Genomic DNA, 15,492 nt, shown 5'->3' with positions numbered 1-15,492 from the left:
ATTGACGCCGTGCAGCACCAGAATTCGCATGGAAGCCTCGCTTTTCATGTCGGTTTATTGGGGCTGTTGCCCAAGGGCGTCCTCAAGGGCGCGGCGTGATTCGGGCGGCAGGCCCTGCCCCGTCCAGAGGCGGAACTGCGCATCGCCCTGACCAAAAAACATTTCAAGCCCCGATATGCAGCGGCGGCCAGCCGTGCGGGCCTCGCGCAGAAACCGGGTTTCGAGGGGGTTGTACACAATATCGTAGGCAAGGGGTGTTGCCTTGGCAGCGCCCTCTGCGGAAAGTGGCGCAACCCGTGAAAAATCATAAGGGGTGTCGTCTTCCGCCTTGCCGCGCATGCCAAGAGGGGTGGTGTTGACCACCAGCAGGGCCGAAGGCTCGTGCCGGTCTTTCCATAGTAGGGGAGTAAGGCCGAATTCTTCGGCCAGCGGCAGGTGCGATTTATCGGAAGGCGTGGCCACAAAGATTCTGGCAGGGCGTTTTACATTGTCCGGCGCGGCAAGGCCAGCGGCAACGGCACGGGCAGCGCCGCCCGCACCCAGCAGCAGCACGTCCGCCTCGTCAAGGGGCGTATCTGCAAGCGGAGCCATGAATCCGGCCACATCGGTATTTTCGCCGCAAAGGCGGTCACCCTTCCAATAAATGGTATTGGCTGCACCCACCTGACGGGCAAGTGGGCTGACTTCGTCCAGCAGGGGCAAAAGACCAACCTTGTGCGGGATGGTTACGGAGCAACCGCGAATATCAAGCAGGCGAACACTTTCCACAAAGGCGGGCAGTTTTTCGGGCGGCACTTCCCATTTTTGGTACAGTGCGTTGATGCCCAGGGTCCGGAAGCCCGTATTGTGCAAAAGGGGCGAAAGTGTCTGGGCCAGCGGCCAACCGGTGACGCCATAGAGAGCGGTACCATTGGTGGGGGATGCTGCGACGCTCATGCGGGGTGCTCTCCTGCGGGAAAGTGCGAAAAAAGTGTTTCTTTACAGGGTGATCCACATCTGGAGGCAACACTGTACCCTATGGGGAGGTGCGGAGCAATGCTCCGACACAAGGATCGCCCGAATAATCAAAGTGTTTGCGTATGGTATGGGTGCATCTGACTCGCAGCGGTATCCTGTCAGAAATACAAAAGGCCCCGGTTATGCCGGGGCCGGAAAATCATGACGCCAAGGATGGCCCCGCGCCCATGCAGCTACTACCGTTTGAGTTCCATGGCCTTTTGCAACATCTGGTCTGCCGTGGTCACAACCTTGCTGTTGGACTGAAAGCCGCGCTGGTTGACAATCATGTTGACCATTTCCTGGGACATGTCCACGTTGGAATTTTCAATGTTGTACGCATTTATCTTGCCGTAGTTTTCCGTACCGGCAACGCCCATTTCCATATTGCCGGAATCTTTTGTAGCGGCAAAGAGGTTGTTGCCCTCGCGGCGCAGGCCGTCTTCGCTTGTGAAACGGCATACAGGAATCTGCCAGAGATCCATGCTCTTGTTGTTGGAAAACTTGCCCACCACCGTGCCATCGGCGCTGATGCTGATATTGTTCAGCGTGCCTTCGGCGTACCCATCCTGGGTTCTTGTGCGCGTCACCGGAGAGGAAGATGTGTAGTTGGTTGTGGCATCCGCTGCGCGGGTATAGGCGTTGCCCATACTCGCCAGTGCCGTGGGGTCTGTACCCACGCTGGCGGCATTGCCTGGGCTGTTTTGCCAGCCGCTCTTGGCGGTGATGCCCAGATTTACCGTGACAGGCGCACCGTTGACAGTCATCTGGGGTATGCCGTCCTTGGAGAGCGTGGCCGCGTTCCAGTCCGCAAGATTTGTGCTGCCTGCGGTGCTGGGGGTATATGCCGACATGCCGGAGAGTTCACCGTTGGCGTTGAAGCTGAGGGTGCCCGCCATCAGGGGCTGGGCCTTGCCGCCCTTGGCATCGGCATCCGAGGCAATGAGGTACTCCACAGTCGTTCCGGGCGTTGTGGAAGGCGCGCCGTCAAAATATATTGTGGCCGAGTGGCCCGTGCCGTCAGCTCCGTACAGAGTAATGCTCTGCCCGTAGCCGTAGCTGGAACTGTTCATGGGAGGCACGTTGGCGGCATTATACTGACCGATGAGGCTGAAATAGGGATTTGCGGGGTCAATGGCCGTGTCTTTGGACTGCCCCACGTTAAAGCGCATATCAACAGCCGTGGTGGCCTTGGCGGGCATTTTGGCGAATCTGTCAACAGTGACCTGCGCCAGAGCGCCCTTGGTGCCGTCCTCCGCGTACTTGTAGCCCATAAGGGCCATACCGGCAGGCGTGCGCCAAACTCCCTGATTGTCGGGCCGGAGGTCGCCCGCGCGGGTGTAGTACTGCTCACCGGTTTTGTCCGTTACCTGAAAGAATCCTTTGCCGCTGATGGCCATATCCGTAACGGTGTTGGTTGACTCAAGCCCCCCCTGCTTGTACCGCGTGAGCACTGCGTCCATTTGTACGCCCTGCCCTACCTGCCCAAGAGCCACCTTGGAATTGGTCTGCGAATCCCACGATTCGCCTATGTTCCCTTGCTGCGCGTAAAAAACGTCAGAGAACAGAGCTGTTTGCTGCTTGTACCCGATGGTGCTCACATTGGCGATGTTGTTTGAGATAACGTTCATGCCGCTACTCAACGTTTTCATGCCCGTGGCGCCGATAAACAATGACGAGTTCATGCTCTGCCTCCTGTCGGGAGGGAATAATTTTCCCCTGCCCGGAAACGATGCCCCAAACAGCAAGACGTTTCTGTTGTGAAAACGCATGCCGTTGCGCCGCCCGTGTGCGCGGCGCGCCTTGCCTGCGGCGCGTTTGTCGCGCATTTGTTCAGGCAAAGAAAAAGGGCGGGGAGGAAAAATCTTCCTCTCCGCCCTGAATAGAAGCAGAATCCGTGCCAGCCGTAACGCTGCCTGCGCTACAGCGGCGTGCTATTTTTGCAGCGGCAGGCCTTGTTTCTGCCAGCCCGTGATGCCCTCATTCATGTGGAGGATATTGGTTATCCCTTCTTTTTCCATGGCGTCGTAGGCTCCGGCAGATCGGTTGCCCGTGCGGCAATAGAGCAGCACAGGCTTGTCCTTGGGCAGGCCAAGTATCTGCGAGTCAAAGGATGCGCCGAAAAAGTCCATGTTGACTGCGCCTGCAAGGTGCCCCTCACGGAATTCCGCCGGGGTGCGCACGTCAACAATGGTCAGCCCCTGTGGAGGATTCTGCAACAGAGTTGCGGCGTCCTTCACGCTGATATCCTTGGCGGAAACCTGAACGGCAGCCAGCAGGAGAAAGCATACGAGCGCCGACATCAGGCCGTAAAGCCTGCCGTGCGAAGGCGGTGCGGAGTGGGTGTGCGTCATTTCTGCTACCTGTAGTGGTTTGAGATCGGGCTGTGGCCTGCCTGCGATGCTATTTCACGGAGGCGCGGGCCTTGGCAAAGCCGTCGACAGCCTTACGGATCACTTCTTCGCCCACGCAGAATGCCAGGCGGAAGTAACCGGGGCAGCCAAAGCCGGAGCCGGGAACCGCCAGCACGCGTTCTTCGACCAGCCTGTTCACAAAGGCCACATCATCCCCGCCGGGTGCCTTGGGGAAGAAGTAGAACGCGCCTGCGGGCATCTGGAATTCGTATCCGGCATTCTTGAGCACCTCGGCCATGGCCTTGCGGCGGGCGGCGTAGACGTTCAGGTCAACCTGGCTGCCCAGGGCGGCGGCCATGATGTGCTGGCCCACCACGGGCGGGTTCACAAAACCGAGAATACGGTTGGTGAGCGTGAGGGCGGCCATGAGCTCGGCCTTTTCGTGCAGCAGGGGCGAAACGGCGGCAAAGCCCACGCGTTCGCCGGGCAGCGAAAGATTTTTGGAGAAAGAGCTGATGACCACGGCGTAAGGATAGAGCGGCAGCACGGAAGGCACTTCCGCACCGTCATAGGCAAGGAAGCGGTACGGTTCATCGGCCACCAGCCAGATGGGCTTGCCGTATTCCTGACTCTTGTTTTCCAGCAGTTCGGTCAGCGCCTTGAGGTCTTTGCGGCTGTAAATCACACCGGTGGGATTGTTGGGCGAGTTGATCAGCACCACGCGCGTTTTGGGGCTGATGGCTTCTTCAAGCGCGGCAAGGTCGGGCGCAAAGGTGTCGGCCTTGCTCATGACAGCGCGGAAGGTGCCGCCGTGGTTGGCTACATAAAAGCCGTATTCCACAAAGTAGGGGGCAAAGCCCAGCATTTCTTCGCCGGGATTGATGACCGCGCGCAAAAAGGCGTTGAGCACGCCAGCAGCGCCGCAGCCCAACAGCACATCATTGGCGGTAAGGTCTACGCCCTGCTCCTTGCTGAGGTGGGCGGCCAGTTTTTCCCGCGCCCAGACAAAGCCGCCGTTGGGCATGTAGCCAAAAGCAAAAGGTTCGCCAGCGTGTTCGATAAAGGAACGCAAACCGTCCACAACGGCGGGGGGTGCTGGCAGGTCGGGGTTGCCCAGGCTGAAGTCATACACGTTGTCCGCGCCAAAACGGGCCTTGAGCTGGCCTCCGGCCTCGAACATGCGGCGGATCCACGAAGAGTGTTCCAGATACCCCGTAACGCTGTCTGCAAGAATGGACATATACTGCTCCCACTGGTTGTTGTATTCGACCTGACTATTGGTTATGCTTCCAAAAGCCGCATAAAGCAATTGTCATTTGGAGGCCCTGATGCGTTTTGAAATTTTAGGCAAAGCCCGGCGTGCGCTCTTCCCTGTGCTGTGCGCGGCAGCCCTGCTGCCCGCTTGCGCCTCCAAGGAGACGCAGGAAATTCCGGACGGCATGGCCGTTACCGTTACCTTGCGCGAAGTTCACCGCTGTTCCCGGATATCGCCTGAAATTCAGGTGGCACAGATCCCCGGCAGCACTGATTACTATGACGTGCGCCTGGTGGAATTTACCAATGATGGCCAGGACCTGTTCCTTGGCGGTGGCGAGTGGAACAACGACGGCAGCGGCATTATCCCCGAGGGCGGCCTGACGCGTCACTATCGTGGCCCCTGCCCGCCTGCCGGACAATCCCGAAACTATGCCTTTATTGTTTCAGCCATGAGTCGGCAGAACATGCAGCCCCTTTCCGTGCGGCTGTTCCGCTTTACTCAGGAATAATCTTCGCAACCGCGCTTTTTTTGTCCGCTATTGCGGAGTGGGCATGGCGGCCCAAACGGAATTTCCGTCCCGTTGCAGATATGCTGCGCGGGGCGGATTTTTTTGCCGCAGCGCCAGACTTTGCCGGACAGAAAAATTCTGGCCCACTGGTCGTCTGTGCCCCGCAGCATTGCAAGAGTCCAGGGCAGAGGCTTGCCAGTGGGCTCCTGCCCTGTGCAATGCCTTTATGTCTGCGCTTGCCCTTGTAAACGCCAACAGGCGCTGGGGACGATATCTCGCCGCCAGCGCCTGTTGCTTATTCTTTTCTAATAGTCGTCTTCGTCTTTCAGTTCCGGCGGTACAGCCACTGCGCCGGTGATAATGCGGCGTCTGGGAGCGGCAGCCGGAGCTTCCGGCGCGACCGAACGGCGCACTGCCGGTTCGGGCAGGGTATTGTACAGAGCCCAGAAGGGCGGGTACAGCCCGGTCATGATGCCCGGGTTGCCCAGCTTCTGGTGGGGGCTTGCGCAAGCAGTCAGTGCAAGGGCCATTGCCCATACCGGATCAGGGGCATTCCAGCCTGTGCGCGGACCAGATTGTTCTTTTTTGCACAATCTGCCATTTTCATCCAAATCCAGACCAACAGCAGAAAGAAAACTTTCTACCGTTGTGCGGTCTGTACCAGAGGGCAGGGCGGGCAGAACGGCCTTGTCGCCCCTCAGGGCCGCACAGGCGGCCAGAGCCACTGGCAGCGGGGCCCATGCAGCGGGGAACCCGGCAGGCAGATCACCCTTAGCGTACTGCTTCAGTGGCGCAGCGGCGCGTGCGCAGACTTCGCCGCCGTTTTTGCCTGCTTCAAAGCGCAGGTCAAGGCCGAGTTGCTGTAAAAGGTCCCAGCCAGCCTCGGCGGCGGGCAGGGCGGGCCATTGGCCGCCAAGCAGGGCTTCGCCGCCCAGAGCCAGGGGCAGGGCCAGGAGGAAGAGCGCCAGTTCCGGTTCCATGCCAGCCTGAGGTTGGGCAGGCAGGCTGAGCGGGCCAGGATTGACGCGTACTTTTGCGCCTTCCACCTGCACGTCTGCGCCAGCTGCGCGCAGTATGGGCAGAATGCGGGCAACAATGAGCCTGTGCTCGGGATGCGAGCCAAGATCAAGGGTGATTGCCCTTTCGTAGCCGGGAGCCGCCAGCAGGATGCCCTCGGCCAGTTCGGCGGGCACATCGGCAGGCAGTTTGACGGAATCAGGCAGAATGCCGGAGCACTCAAGGCGCGCGGGCAGGCCATCGCTCTTGGGCACCACATGCACGAGGCGCGCGCCCAGAGTGGGCAGGAAGTGCCGCACAGAAGAAAAATCAGCCAGTTTCAGGCTTGCATCGCCAGTAAACTTTGCGCGCGAGGGGCGGCCAAGATAGTGCCCCAGCAGCATGAAAAAGTTCCAGGCGCTGTCGCCCGTGTGTATTACCTTGTCAGACGCGCCAAGCGGAGCTGCCGGGCGGGCGGAAACGCCTTCATCCTCGCGGGTCATCGAGGCGCCTGCCTGATTGAGCATTTTGACGCAGTCAACAATGGGATCATTCATGAGGCAGGGCGCGATATGCAGGGGCTGGCCCGTGGCTGCGGCCAGCATCAGCCATGCGCGCGTGGCCCGGCAGGCCAGGGGGGCAGGCATGTGCAGGCGCACGTGCTTGGCGGGCGGCGCAAGGTTAAAGGCCGTGCGCGGCGGTTCCTGCATTGCCGCGCCGCCGAGCTCGCCGCCTTCATCCGCGCCGTCAGCGCGGGCAGAAGCGGGACGGGGCTGAAATTCCACTTCCTGCATGAGCGAAAAAAAGTGGCCCGAAAGGCGCGCGTCGCGGCTGATGCGGGAAACCGAGGCTTCCCACGATTCACGGATGGTTTTTTCTTCCGTGGAGTCAAGCCGGGGTTTGTCGCCGCGCATGCGGACAAGAATATTATTGCGGCGAAGCAGCAGCCGCAGAATGTCGCGGTCGATTTCGCAAACCACTTCGCGCAACGGCTTGCGGGCGCGCGCATCGCCGGTTTCGTGCCCGTTACGGGGGCCGCGCGGGGCGCGTTGGCCCCGTGCTTCGCGCGCATCGCGGGGAGCGCGGGAATCGTTGGAATTGTCGGTCATGCCTTGTCCTGTACTGATAATGAAATTTGGATAGGAGGGGTCCGCCCGTGGCGCAGCATTGAAAAAACAACAGGTTGCCGACTCATGGCTCGTTTTGCCGCGGGGGCTTCCCTTATCTGCCCAAGCGTGTTAGCTTGAAATGACTTCTCTTGCAAGGGTTGCGCATTGGGCAGCCCCGCGTGGCATGATCCGTTAACTTTTGAAATGGTTGTGACGCAAGAGGGGCGAAAATGTGAAATAGATTTTTTTTCACAAGGCAGTTAACATTTTGAATTTGCTGTAAATCCACATGACGGCTCTGTGAAGTTTCCACGAATTTTTGCAGAGGGGGGTTGACTCAAAGGCTAAGTGCTTGTTACTAATTGCGCAAGCCATACGCCCAACCTTCGTTGTGGAGGCGCTCGGCTAACCCCGGCGTGACGGATTTGCCGCGCGCCTCGCCGAACCCGGCGGGTTTTTCTGAAACACTTTTAAAAGAGTTGGAGGATACGTATGCCGACGTTTGTCGATCCGTCCAAGTGCGACGGCTGCAAGGGTGGCGAAAAGACGGCCTGCATGTACATTTGCCCCAATGACCTCATGATTCTTGATTCTGAGGAAATGAAGGCATACAACCAGGAACCCGATGCCTGCTGGGAATGCTATTCCTGCGTGAAAATCTGCCCCCAGGGCGCCATTACGGCCCGTCCCTATGCAGACTTTGCCCCCATGGGCGGGACCTGTATCCCCATGCGCTCGGCTGACTCCATCATGTGGACCGTCAAGTTCCGCAATGGCAACGTGAAACGCTTCAAGTTCCCCATCCGCACTACGCCGGAAGGCTCCATCAAGCCTTTTGAAGGTCATCCCGAAGGCGCCAACATCGAAGATGAACTGCTGTTCACCGAAACTGCCCTGGTCGCTCCCAAGACCGCCCTTGGCAAGAAGTTCGATGTTAAGGACGCTGACAAGACCTTCACCTGCATGGAACACGGCCGCTAGGCTATTGCAACCGCTAGTGCGATAAGGAGAAACAATTATGCCAATGATTCCCGTCAAGGAAGCGACGAAGGGTGTGGCCATTGCCGAGCCTGAAGTTAAGGAACATGCGGTTGACCTGCTGATCGTGGGCGGCGGCATGGGCTCCTGCGGCACCGCTTTTGAAGCAGTGCGCTGGGGCGACAAGCACGGCCTGAAGATCATGCTGGTTGACAAAGCCACCCTCGAGCGCTCCGGCGCCGTGGCCCAGGGTCTTTCCGCCATCAACACCTACCTGGGTGAAAACGACGCCGACGACTACGTCCGCATGGTCCGCACCGACCTTATGGGCCTGGTTCGCGAAGACCTTATCTTCGACGTAGGCCGCCACGTTGACGACTCCGTGCATCTGTTTGAAGATTGGGGCCTTCCCTGCTGGATCAAGGGCGACGACGGCCACAACCTGAACGGCGCTGCCGCCAAGGCCGCTGGCAAGAGCCTGCGCAAGGGCGATGCCCCTGTGCGTTCCGGCCGCTGGCAGATCATGATCAACGGTGAATCCTACAAGTGCATCGTGGCCGAAGCTGCCAAGAATGCTCTGGGTGAAGACCGCATCATGGAACGTATCTTCATCGTGAAGCTGCTTCTCGATAAGAACACCCCCAACCGCATCGCCGGCGCCGTGGGCTTCAACCTGCGCGCTAACGAAGTGCACATCTTCAAAGCCAACACCATCATGGTGGCTGCTGGCGGTGCCGTTAACGTGTACCGTCCCCGCTCCACCGGTGAAGGCATGGGCCGCGCCTGGTATCCTGTGTGGAACGCCGGTTCGACCTACACCATGTGCGCTCAGGTTGGCGCTGAAATGACCATGATGGAAAACCGCTTCGTGCCCGCCCGCTTCAAGGACGGTTACGGCCCCGTGGGTGCGTGGTTCCTCCTGTTCAAGGCCAAAGCCACCAACTCCAAGGGTGAAGATTACTGCGCCACCAACCGCGCCATGCTGAAGCCTTACGAAGATCGCGGCTACGCCAAGGGCCATGTCATTCCGACCTGCCTGCGTAACCACATGATGCTTCGTGAAATGCGCGAAGGCCGCGGCCCCATCTACATGGACACCAAGACCGCCCTGCAGACCACCTTCGCTTCCCTGAACGAAGAACAGCAGAAGGATCTTGAATCCGAAGCTTGGGAAGACTTCCTCGACATGTGCGTTGGTCAGGCCAACCTTTGGGCCTGCACCAACACCGCGCCTGAAGAACGTGGTTCCGAAATCATGCCCACCGAACCCTACCTGCTCGGCTCCCACTCCGGTTGCTGCGGCATCTGGGTTTCCGGTCCCGACGAAGCTTGGGTGCCCGAAGACTACAAAGTACGCGCTGCCAACGGTAAGGTCTACAACCGCATGACCACCGTTGAAGGCCTCTTCACCTGCGCCGACGGCGTGGGCGCTTCCGGCCACAAGTTCTCCTCCGGTTCGCATGCTGAAGGCCGCATGGCTGGCAAGCAGATGGTCCGCTGGTGCCTTGATCACAAGGACTTCAAGCCTGAGTTCGCTGAAACCGCCGAAGAACTGAAGAAGGCCGTTTACCGTCCCTTCTACAACTTCGAAGAAGGCAAGGCCGCTTCGACCGACCCCGTGGTGAACCCGAACTACATCACGCCCAAGAACTTCATGATGCGTCTCGTGAAGTGCACCGACGAATACGGCGGTGGCGTGAGCACGTACTACACCACCTCCAAGGCGCTGCTTGACACCGGCTTCAACCTGCTCGCCATGATGGAAGAAGACTCCTTCAAGCTGGCCGCTCGTGACCTGCACGAACTGCTGCGCTGCTGGGAAAACTACCATCGTCTGTGGACGGTGCGTCTGCACATGCAGCACATCTCCTTCCGTGAAGAATCCCGCTACCCCGGCTTCTACTACCGTGCGGACTTCATGGGCCTGGACGACGACGCTTGGAAGTGCTTCGTGAACTCGAAGTACAATCCCGCCACCGGCGAGACCAAGATCTTCAAGAAGCCCTACTACCAGATCATCCCCGACTAGTCGGCGGCACTGATGCCAAATGGGGGCGGCCGCAAGGCCGCCCCCTCTGCTGCAAGCTCTGGCTTTGCCAGGCTCGCGGCGGCGAAAAACGCGTGCCGGCGGCGGCCCAGGCCCTGCCGGAAAAAGAGCGGTTTTCGTGCCAGCCTGTTGGTGTGCCGATTGTTTGGGCATAGGTGCGCAGCACAAGGCAAATGTTCGGCAAGGGGATGACCGGCAGCAGGCCCCCTTTGTCGGCGGGCGTGGTGCGGGCAGTTTTGTGCGCCGGCGCTCGCAGAGGTCGGCCACGGGGCCGCTCCTTTTTTTTCGCGGCGGGAGTCCTTTTCCTTCTTCAGCCGCTATGCAACAACGCAGGAGGATATCCAGGATGTCCAATGCCATTCTCGTCGTGGGCGGCGGCTTTGCAGGCCTCACAGCCGCCATTGAAGCGGCGGAACTGGGCCACGACGTCTTTATCGTCGAAAAGTCGCCCTGGCTTGGTGGGCGCGTGGCTCAGCTCAATAAGTATTTTCCCAAACTTTGTCCCCCCTCCTGCGGCTTGGAAATTCAGTTCCAGCGCATCAGGAACAACCCGCGCATAAAATTTTTCACCCAGGCCGAAGTGGTCGGGTTTATGGGCGTAAAGGGCGATTACAAGGTGAAGGTGCGCATCAGCCCCCGTCACACCGCCCCGCACAATATTGATTTCAGCCTGCTGGCCTCCAGCCTGACCGGCGAAGTGGAAAGCGAATTCGAGCTTGGTCTTGCCACGCGCAAGGCCCTGCACAAGGATATGCCGTTCGCCTTCCCCAGCCGCTACACGCTTGACCTTGATGCGCTTTCCAAGTCTGACAGCGCACGGGTTGCCGGGGCCAAATTCCTTGATGTGAACGAACCGCAGCGTGATATTGATCTCAATGTCGGCGCTGTGGTCGTTGCTACAGGCTGGAAGCCCTATGATGTTACCCAGCTGACCAATCTTGGCGCAGGCAACGTGAAAAACTGCGTGTCCAACATGCAGCTTGAACGCCTTGCTTCGCCCTTTGGCCCCACCGGTGGCCGCATTGTCCGTCCTTCCGACGGCCGTGCCCCCCACCAGGTTGCCTTTGTGCAGTGTGCTGGTTCCCGCGACCAGAACCACCTGAACTACTGCTCCTACATCTGCTGTATGGCCACGCTCAAGCAGTGCCTGTACATTGCAGAGCAGAATCCCGATACGCAGATCACGGTGTACTACATCGACCTGCGCGCCCCGGGCCGCTATGTGAAGGTGCTGGAAAAGGTCAAGGCGCTGCCCAACGTGAAGTTCGTCAAGGGCAAGGTTGCCGACGCCGTGCAGGCCGAGGGCAACAGGGTGCGCATTACGGCTGAAGACGCCGTGCGCGGTGAAAAGATGACCCTTGATTATGATCTTGTTGTGCTGGCCACTGGCATGCAGCCCTCGCTGGCTGGCGAAAATGCGCCCCTGCCCCTGCCGCTGGACGAAGACGGCTTTATCGCGGGCGGAGAAGAGGCCGGCATTTTTGCCGCTGGTTGCGCGCGCATGCCCCTTGATGTGATGCGCTCGGCGCAGTCTGGCACAGCCGCCGCCCTGAAGGCGGTACAAACGGTGAAAGGGAGGTAGGCGGCATGTCGGGTAAAATTGGCGTCTATTTTGACCAGCAGAACATTGGCGGCGGGCTTGATCTGACCGCTCTGGCCGAACAGACGAGCCAGAAGTGGGGCAGTCTTGTTCCCGTAGTCAAGGTCGTTCCCGTGCTGGCCCTGGCCGTGAGCGAAATCAAGGCCGACATCGAAGCGCAGGGGCTGGACGGCGTACTGCTGTGCGGCGCTTCCCCCCGCGTGGATGCGGACATCTACCGCCTGCCCGTGCAGGTGGAACACGTAAACCTGCGCGAACAGTGCGTGCAGGCCTATAAAAATCCTGACCACACCCCCGTGGATACGGCCAACGGCGCGCCCGAACTGCTGGCGCTCATGGCCCGCGACTACGTGAACATGGGCGTGGTCAAGCTGCAAAAGAGCGAAGTGCCCGATTCTGCCGCCATTACCGGTGTGCCGCGGGTGCTGGTTATCGGCGGCGGCTGGACAGGCCTTACCGCAGCTGCTGAAGCTGCTGAAACCGGCTACGAAGTTGTGCTGGTTGAAAAAGCCGAAAAGCTTGGCGGCGCAGCCAACAACATCCCCATGGGTTCGCCCCTGGCTTCCCCGTGGACGGACAAGCAGCCCACCAACGTGGCCGACAAGGCCAGTAAGGTACTTGGGAACAGCAAGATCACCGTGCACCTGAACACCCGCATGGAAAAGCTGGAAGGCCAGCCCGGCGAGTTCAAGGCCACTTTTGCCACTCCCTCCGGCTCGCAGACCATTGAAGTTGGCGCTGTGGTGCTGGCCACCGGCTGGGTGCCGCTTGATCAGAAATACCTTGCCTCCATGGGCCTTGGGCAGAGCACCAAGGTTGTGGACGCCGCCACGTTTGGCAAAATGCTGGTGGCCGATCAGGTGAACGCCCGCCGCATCGCCTTTGTTCTTGACACCACCATGGCTGAAGAAGCCGTGCGCAAGGCCGCTGAAGAAGCCGAAGCTGCTCCTGAAGCCGCTGAAGCTGCCAAGCCTGCGGAAGGTGAAGAAAAAGGCTTTGTAAAAGCCAACCTCGAAAGCTTCCGTCATGTTGCGTATTCCAACGCGGTCAACAGCGTGGGCATGCTCCGCCTTGCCAATACGGTCTGCGAAAAGACCAATGACACCTGTCAGACCTTTATCCTGTATAAGGACATGACCGTTCCCGGCATTCTTGAACGCTTCTACAAGAAGATGCAGGATCGCCTGGGCGTCATGATGACCAAGGCCGACGTGACCGACATCCGCGAAGCTGGCGACCACATGGTTGTGAGCTGCAAAAATACCCTGCTGGGTATGGATTTTGATCTGGATGTGGATCTGGTCGTGCTGCCCACGGGCCTTGTGCCCACCACGGCCAAGGACGTGACCGTCTGCTTTGACTATCGCCAGGGCCCGGACTTCCCGGATCTGAACCTGTTCGATGGCTTTGCGGATTCCAACTACATCTGCTTCCCCTACGAAACGCGCCGCACCGGCGTGTACGCAGCGGGTTGCGTGCGTCAGCCCCTGACCATGGATGCCTGCGAAGAAGACGCCAAGGGCGCTGTGCTCAAGGCCATGCAGTGCATTGAAGCTGCCAGCCACGGCGTGGCTGTGCATCCCCGTTCGGGCGACCTTTCCTACCCCGTGTTCAACTTTGTGCGTTGCACCCAGTGCAAGCGCTGCACGGAAGAATGCCCCTTCGGCGCTCTGGACGATGACGAAAAGGGAACACCCAAGCCCAATCCGGCCCGTTGCCGCCGCTGCGGCACCTGCTTTGGCGCTTGCCCGGAACGCGTTATCTCCTTCGCCAACTACAATATCGACCAGATCGGCTCCATGATCCGCGAAGTGCAGGTGCCCAAGGACTTCAAGGCCGACGGCCCCCGCGTGCTGATTCTGGCCTGTGAAAACGACGCCTACCCGGCGCTCGATATGGCCGGTGCCCGCAACAAGCCCTGGAGCCCCTACTGCCGCATCATTCCGGTGCGCTGTCTTGGCTCGGTCAACGCCATCTGGGTGTCTGACGCCATGAGCAAGGGCTACGACGGCGTCATGCTGCTGGGCTGCAAATATGGCGATGACTACCAGTGCCACTTTGTGAAGGGCTCTGAAATCTGCTCCCGCCGCAAGGAAAACATTGCCGAGACGCTCAACCGCCTTGGCGTGCAGCCCGAACGCGTGGAACAGCTTGAAGTGGCCATTGACGAATACGACAAGGTACCCGACCTGATCGACGGCTTTGTTGACCGCATCATGGCCATGGGCCCCAACCCGTTCAAGGGCATGTAGGAGGATGGCAGCAATGGCACAATGTACAATCAAACCTGATATGGAGTTTGTCAGGGCGCTGGAAGAATCTGGGGGAGAATCCCTCAAGAAGTGCTACCAGTGCGCCACCTGCTCCGTGGCCTGCCCTCTCGCTCCGGCCAATGCGCCTTATCCGCGCAAAGAAATGGTCTGGGCGTCCTGGGGCCTTAAAGACAAGCTGCGCGCCGACGTTGATCTGTGGCTCTGCCACAACTGCGGCAACTGCTCCGACCTTTGCCCGCGCGGCGCCAAGCCTGCGGACCTCATGGGCGCAGCGCGCAACGTCATTTACCGCGAACTGACCGAACCCACCTGCGTGGGCAAGCTCATGAGCAAGCCTGCTGGCCTGCCCGTGCTCTTCGCCATCCCGGCTGTGCTGTGGCTCTTTGTGTGGTGGATCCGCGCCGGTTTCAACGGCGGTCAGTGGTTCCCCCGCGCAGCCGACGGGCGCATTGTTTTTGGTCAGATTTTTTACGGCGACTACACCATCGACCCCATCTTCATGCTCACCTTCTTTGGCGCGGCCTTGATCATCGCGCGGGGCGTCATGAAGCTTTGGGGCATGTTCAAGCCTGAAGGCTCACTGGCTGTTATTGGCAAGAAAAAGTGCTGGATCTGGCACTTGTGGGACGTGCTGTGGGATGAAGTCATCACCCACCGCAAGTTTGACGACTGCGAAGACGGCCCCGTCACCGGCAAGGAAACCCCCAACCGCAAATTCGGCCACATGCTGCTGGTTTACAGCTTCGCCATTCTGGCCTTTGTTACGGCGGTGGTAGCCATCGGTCACTGGGGTGGCAAGGTTATTCCGCTCATCCATATTGAAACGCCCATGCCGCTGCTCTTCCCGGTGAAGATTCTGGCCAACCTGGGCGCGCTCATGCTGCTGGCCGGTCTTGCCATCCTGACTGTCCGCCGCGTGATGCTGAATCCCAAGTTCCAGGGTTCCAGCTGGTACGACTGGTATCTGCTGGGCATCATCTGGCTGGTGGCCGTCACCGGTGTGCTGTCGCAGTGCTTCCGCCTGGCGGACGCCCTTGTGCCCGCCTTCCTGGTGTACTACCTGCACCTGGTGTTTGTGTGGATGCTTTTCGCTTACCTGCCCTGGTCTAAGCTTGGCCACTTCGTGTACCGCACGGCGGCCCTGGTTTACGCCCGCATGTACGGCAGAAGCTAACGGCGTTGGCCCCTGGCTTTGCGCCGGGGGCCGCCCTTGAGGATGCGCACAGTTCCCCGTGAGCTTTTCTGAAAAAAATACGATCTCCGAGGAGGAGGCCGCCATGTCCGATACATCTCGTAAGGTTTTTCCCGTGGAGTCCGTGCTTGCCCTGGTTGTGGGCAAGGAGGGCGTAGACGTCAAGGAAATCGCCGGTTTT

At 59.6% G+C, this 15,492-nt stretch carries 11 protein-coding genes; 6 read left to right on the top strand and 5 right to left on the bottom strand.

Annotated features, from left to right (window positions below):
- Positions 1–54: 54 nt before the first annotated feature.
- The 4 genes from VEZ52_RS14505 to VEZ52_RS14490 all read right to left on the bottom strand — a co-directional run bounded on the left by VEZ52_RS14505 (position 55) and on the right by VEZ52_RS14490 (position 4,590).
- A complete protein-coding gene (locus VEZ52_RS14505; protein ID WP_324837445.1) occupies positions 55–936 on the bottom strand; it encodes a shikimate dehydrogenase in 882 nt (293 codons plus the stop codon).
- A 257-nt stretch (positions 937–1,193) separates the two neighbouring features.
- Positions 1,194–2,681 carry a flagellar hook-basal body complex protein gene (locus VEZ52_RS14500; protein ID WP_324837444.1) on the bottom strand — a complete coding sequence of 496 codons (1,488 nt, stop codon included), beginning with the start codon at positions 2,679–2,681 and terminating at the stop codon, positions 1,194–1,196.
- A gap of 249 nt (positions 2,682–2,930) precedes the next feature.
- A complete protein-coding gene (locus VEZ52_RS14495) occupies positions 2,931–3,350 on the bottom strand; it encodes a rhodanese-like domain-containing protein (RefSeq protein WP_324837443.1) in 420 nt (139 codons plus the stop codon).
- A gap of 49 nt (positions 3,351–3,399) precedes the next feature.
- A complete protein-coding gene (locus VEZ52_RS14490; protein ID WP_324837442.1) occupies positions 3,400–4,590 on the bottom strand; it encodes a pyridoxal phosphate-dependent aminotransferase in 1,191 nt (396 codons plus the stop codon).
- An 88-nt stretch (positions 4,591–4,678) separates the two neighbouring features.
- Here VEZ52_RS14490 and VEZ52_RS14485 point away from each other — a divergent pair, with 88 nt between their 5' ends.
- Positions 4,679–5,116 (top strand): MbtF, encoded by a 438-nt coding sequence (locus VEZ52_RS14485; protein ID WP_324837441.1) that lies wholly within the window; start codon positions 4,679–4,681, stop codon positions 5,114–5,116.
- Positions 5,117–5,421: 305 nt separating this feature from the next.
- Here the strand turns inward: VEZ52_RS14485 and VEZ52_RS14480 are convergent, their stop codons facing one another.
- The gene (locus tag VEZ52_RS14480) at positions 5,422–7,221 is read right to left on the bottom strand and encodes a 3-phosphoshikimate 1-carboxyvinyltransferase (RefSeq protein ID WP_324837440.1); all 1,800 of its coding nucleotides are present in this window, start codon (positions 7,219–7,221) and stop codon (positions 5,422–5,424) included.
- A gap of 492 nt (positions 7,222–7,713) precedes the next feature.
- Here VEZ52_RS14480 and aprB point away from each other — a divergent pair, with 492 nt between their 5' ends.
- The 5 genes from aprB to qmoC all read left to right on the top strand — a co-directional run bounded on the left by aprB (position 7,714) and on the right by qmoC (position 15,293).
- Positions 7,714–8,202 carry an adenylyl-sulfate reductase subunit beta gene (aprB, locus tag VEZ52_RS14475; protein WP_324837439.1) on the top strand — a complete coding sequence of 163 codons (489 nt, stop codon included), beginning with the start codon at positions 7,714–7,716 and terminating at the stop codon, positions 8,200–8,202.
- A 37-nt stretch (positions 8,203–8,239) separates the two neighbouring features.
- A complete protein-coding gene (aprA, locus tag VEZ52_RS14470) occupies positions 8,240–10,228 on the top strand; it encodes an adenylyl-sulfate reductase subunit alpha (RefSeq protein WP_324837438.1) in 1,989 nt (662 codons plus the stop codon).
- A 364-nt stretch (positions 10,229–10,592) separates the two neighbouring features.
- Complete coding sequence (locus VEZ52_RS14465; RefSeq protein ID WP_240825256.1) at positions 10,593–11,828, top strand: CoB--CoM heterodisulfide reductase iron-sulfur subunit A family protein; 1,236 nt, start codon at positions 10,593–10,595, stop codon at positions 11,826–11,828.
- A 5-nt stretch (positions 11,829–11,833) separates the two neighbouring features.
- A complete protein-coding gene (locus tag VEZ52_RS14460) occupies positions 11,834–14,098 on the top strand; it encodes an FAD-dependent oxidoreductase (protein WP_298996188.1) in 2,265 nt (754 codons plus the stop codon).
- A gap of 13 nt (positions 14,099–14,111) precedes the next feature.
- Entirely contained in the window at positions 14,112–15,293 is a 1,182-nt protein-coding gene (gene qmoC, locus VEZ52_RS14455) for a quinone-interacting membrane-bound oxidoreductase complex subunit QmoC (protein WP_324837437.1), read from the top strand.
- Positions 15,294–15,492 lie beyond the last annotated feature (199 nt).

The organism is Desulfovibrio sp. (assembly GCF_035644575.1).
Classification (GTDB): domain Bacteria; phylum Desulfobacterota; class Desulfovibrionia; order Desulfovibrionales; family Desulfovibrionaceae; genus Desulfovibrio.
The sequence above is the reverse complement of the archived record's forward strand: the minus strand, read 5'-3'. Positions and strand labels throughout refer to the sequence as shown.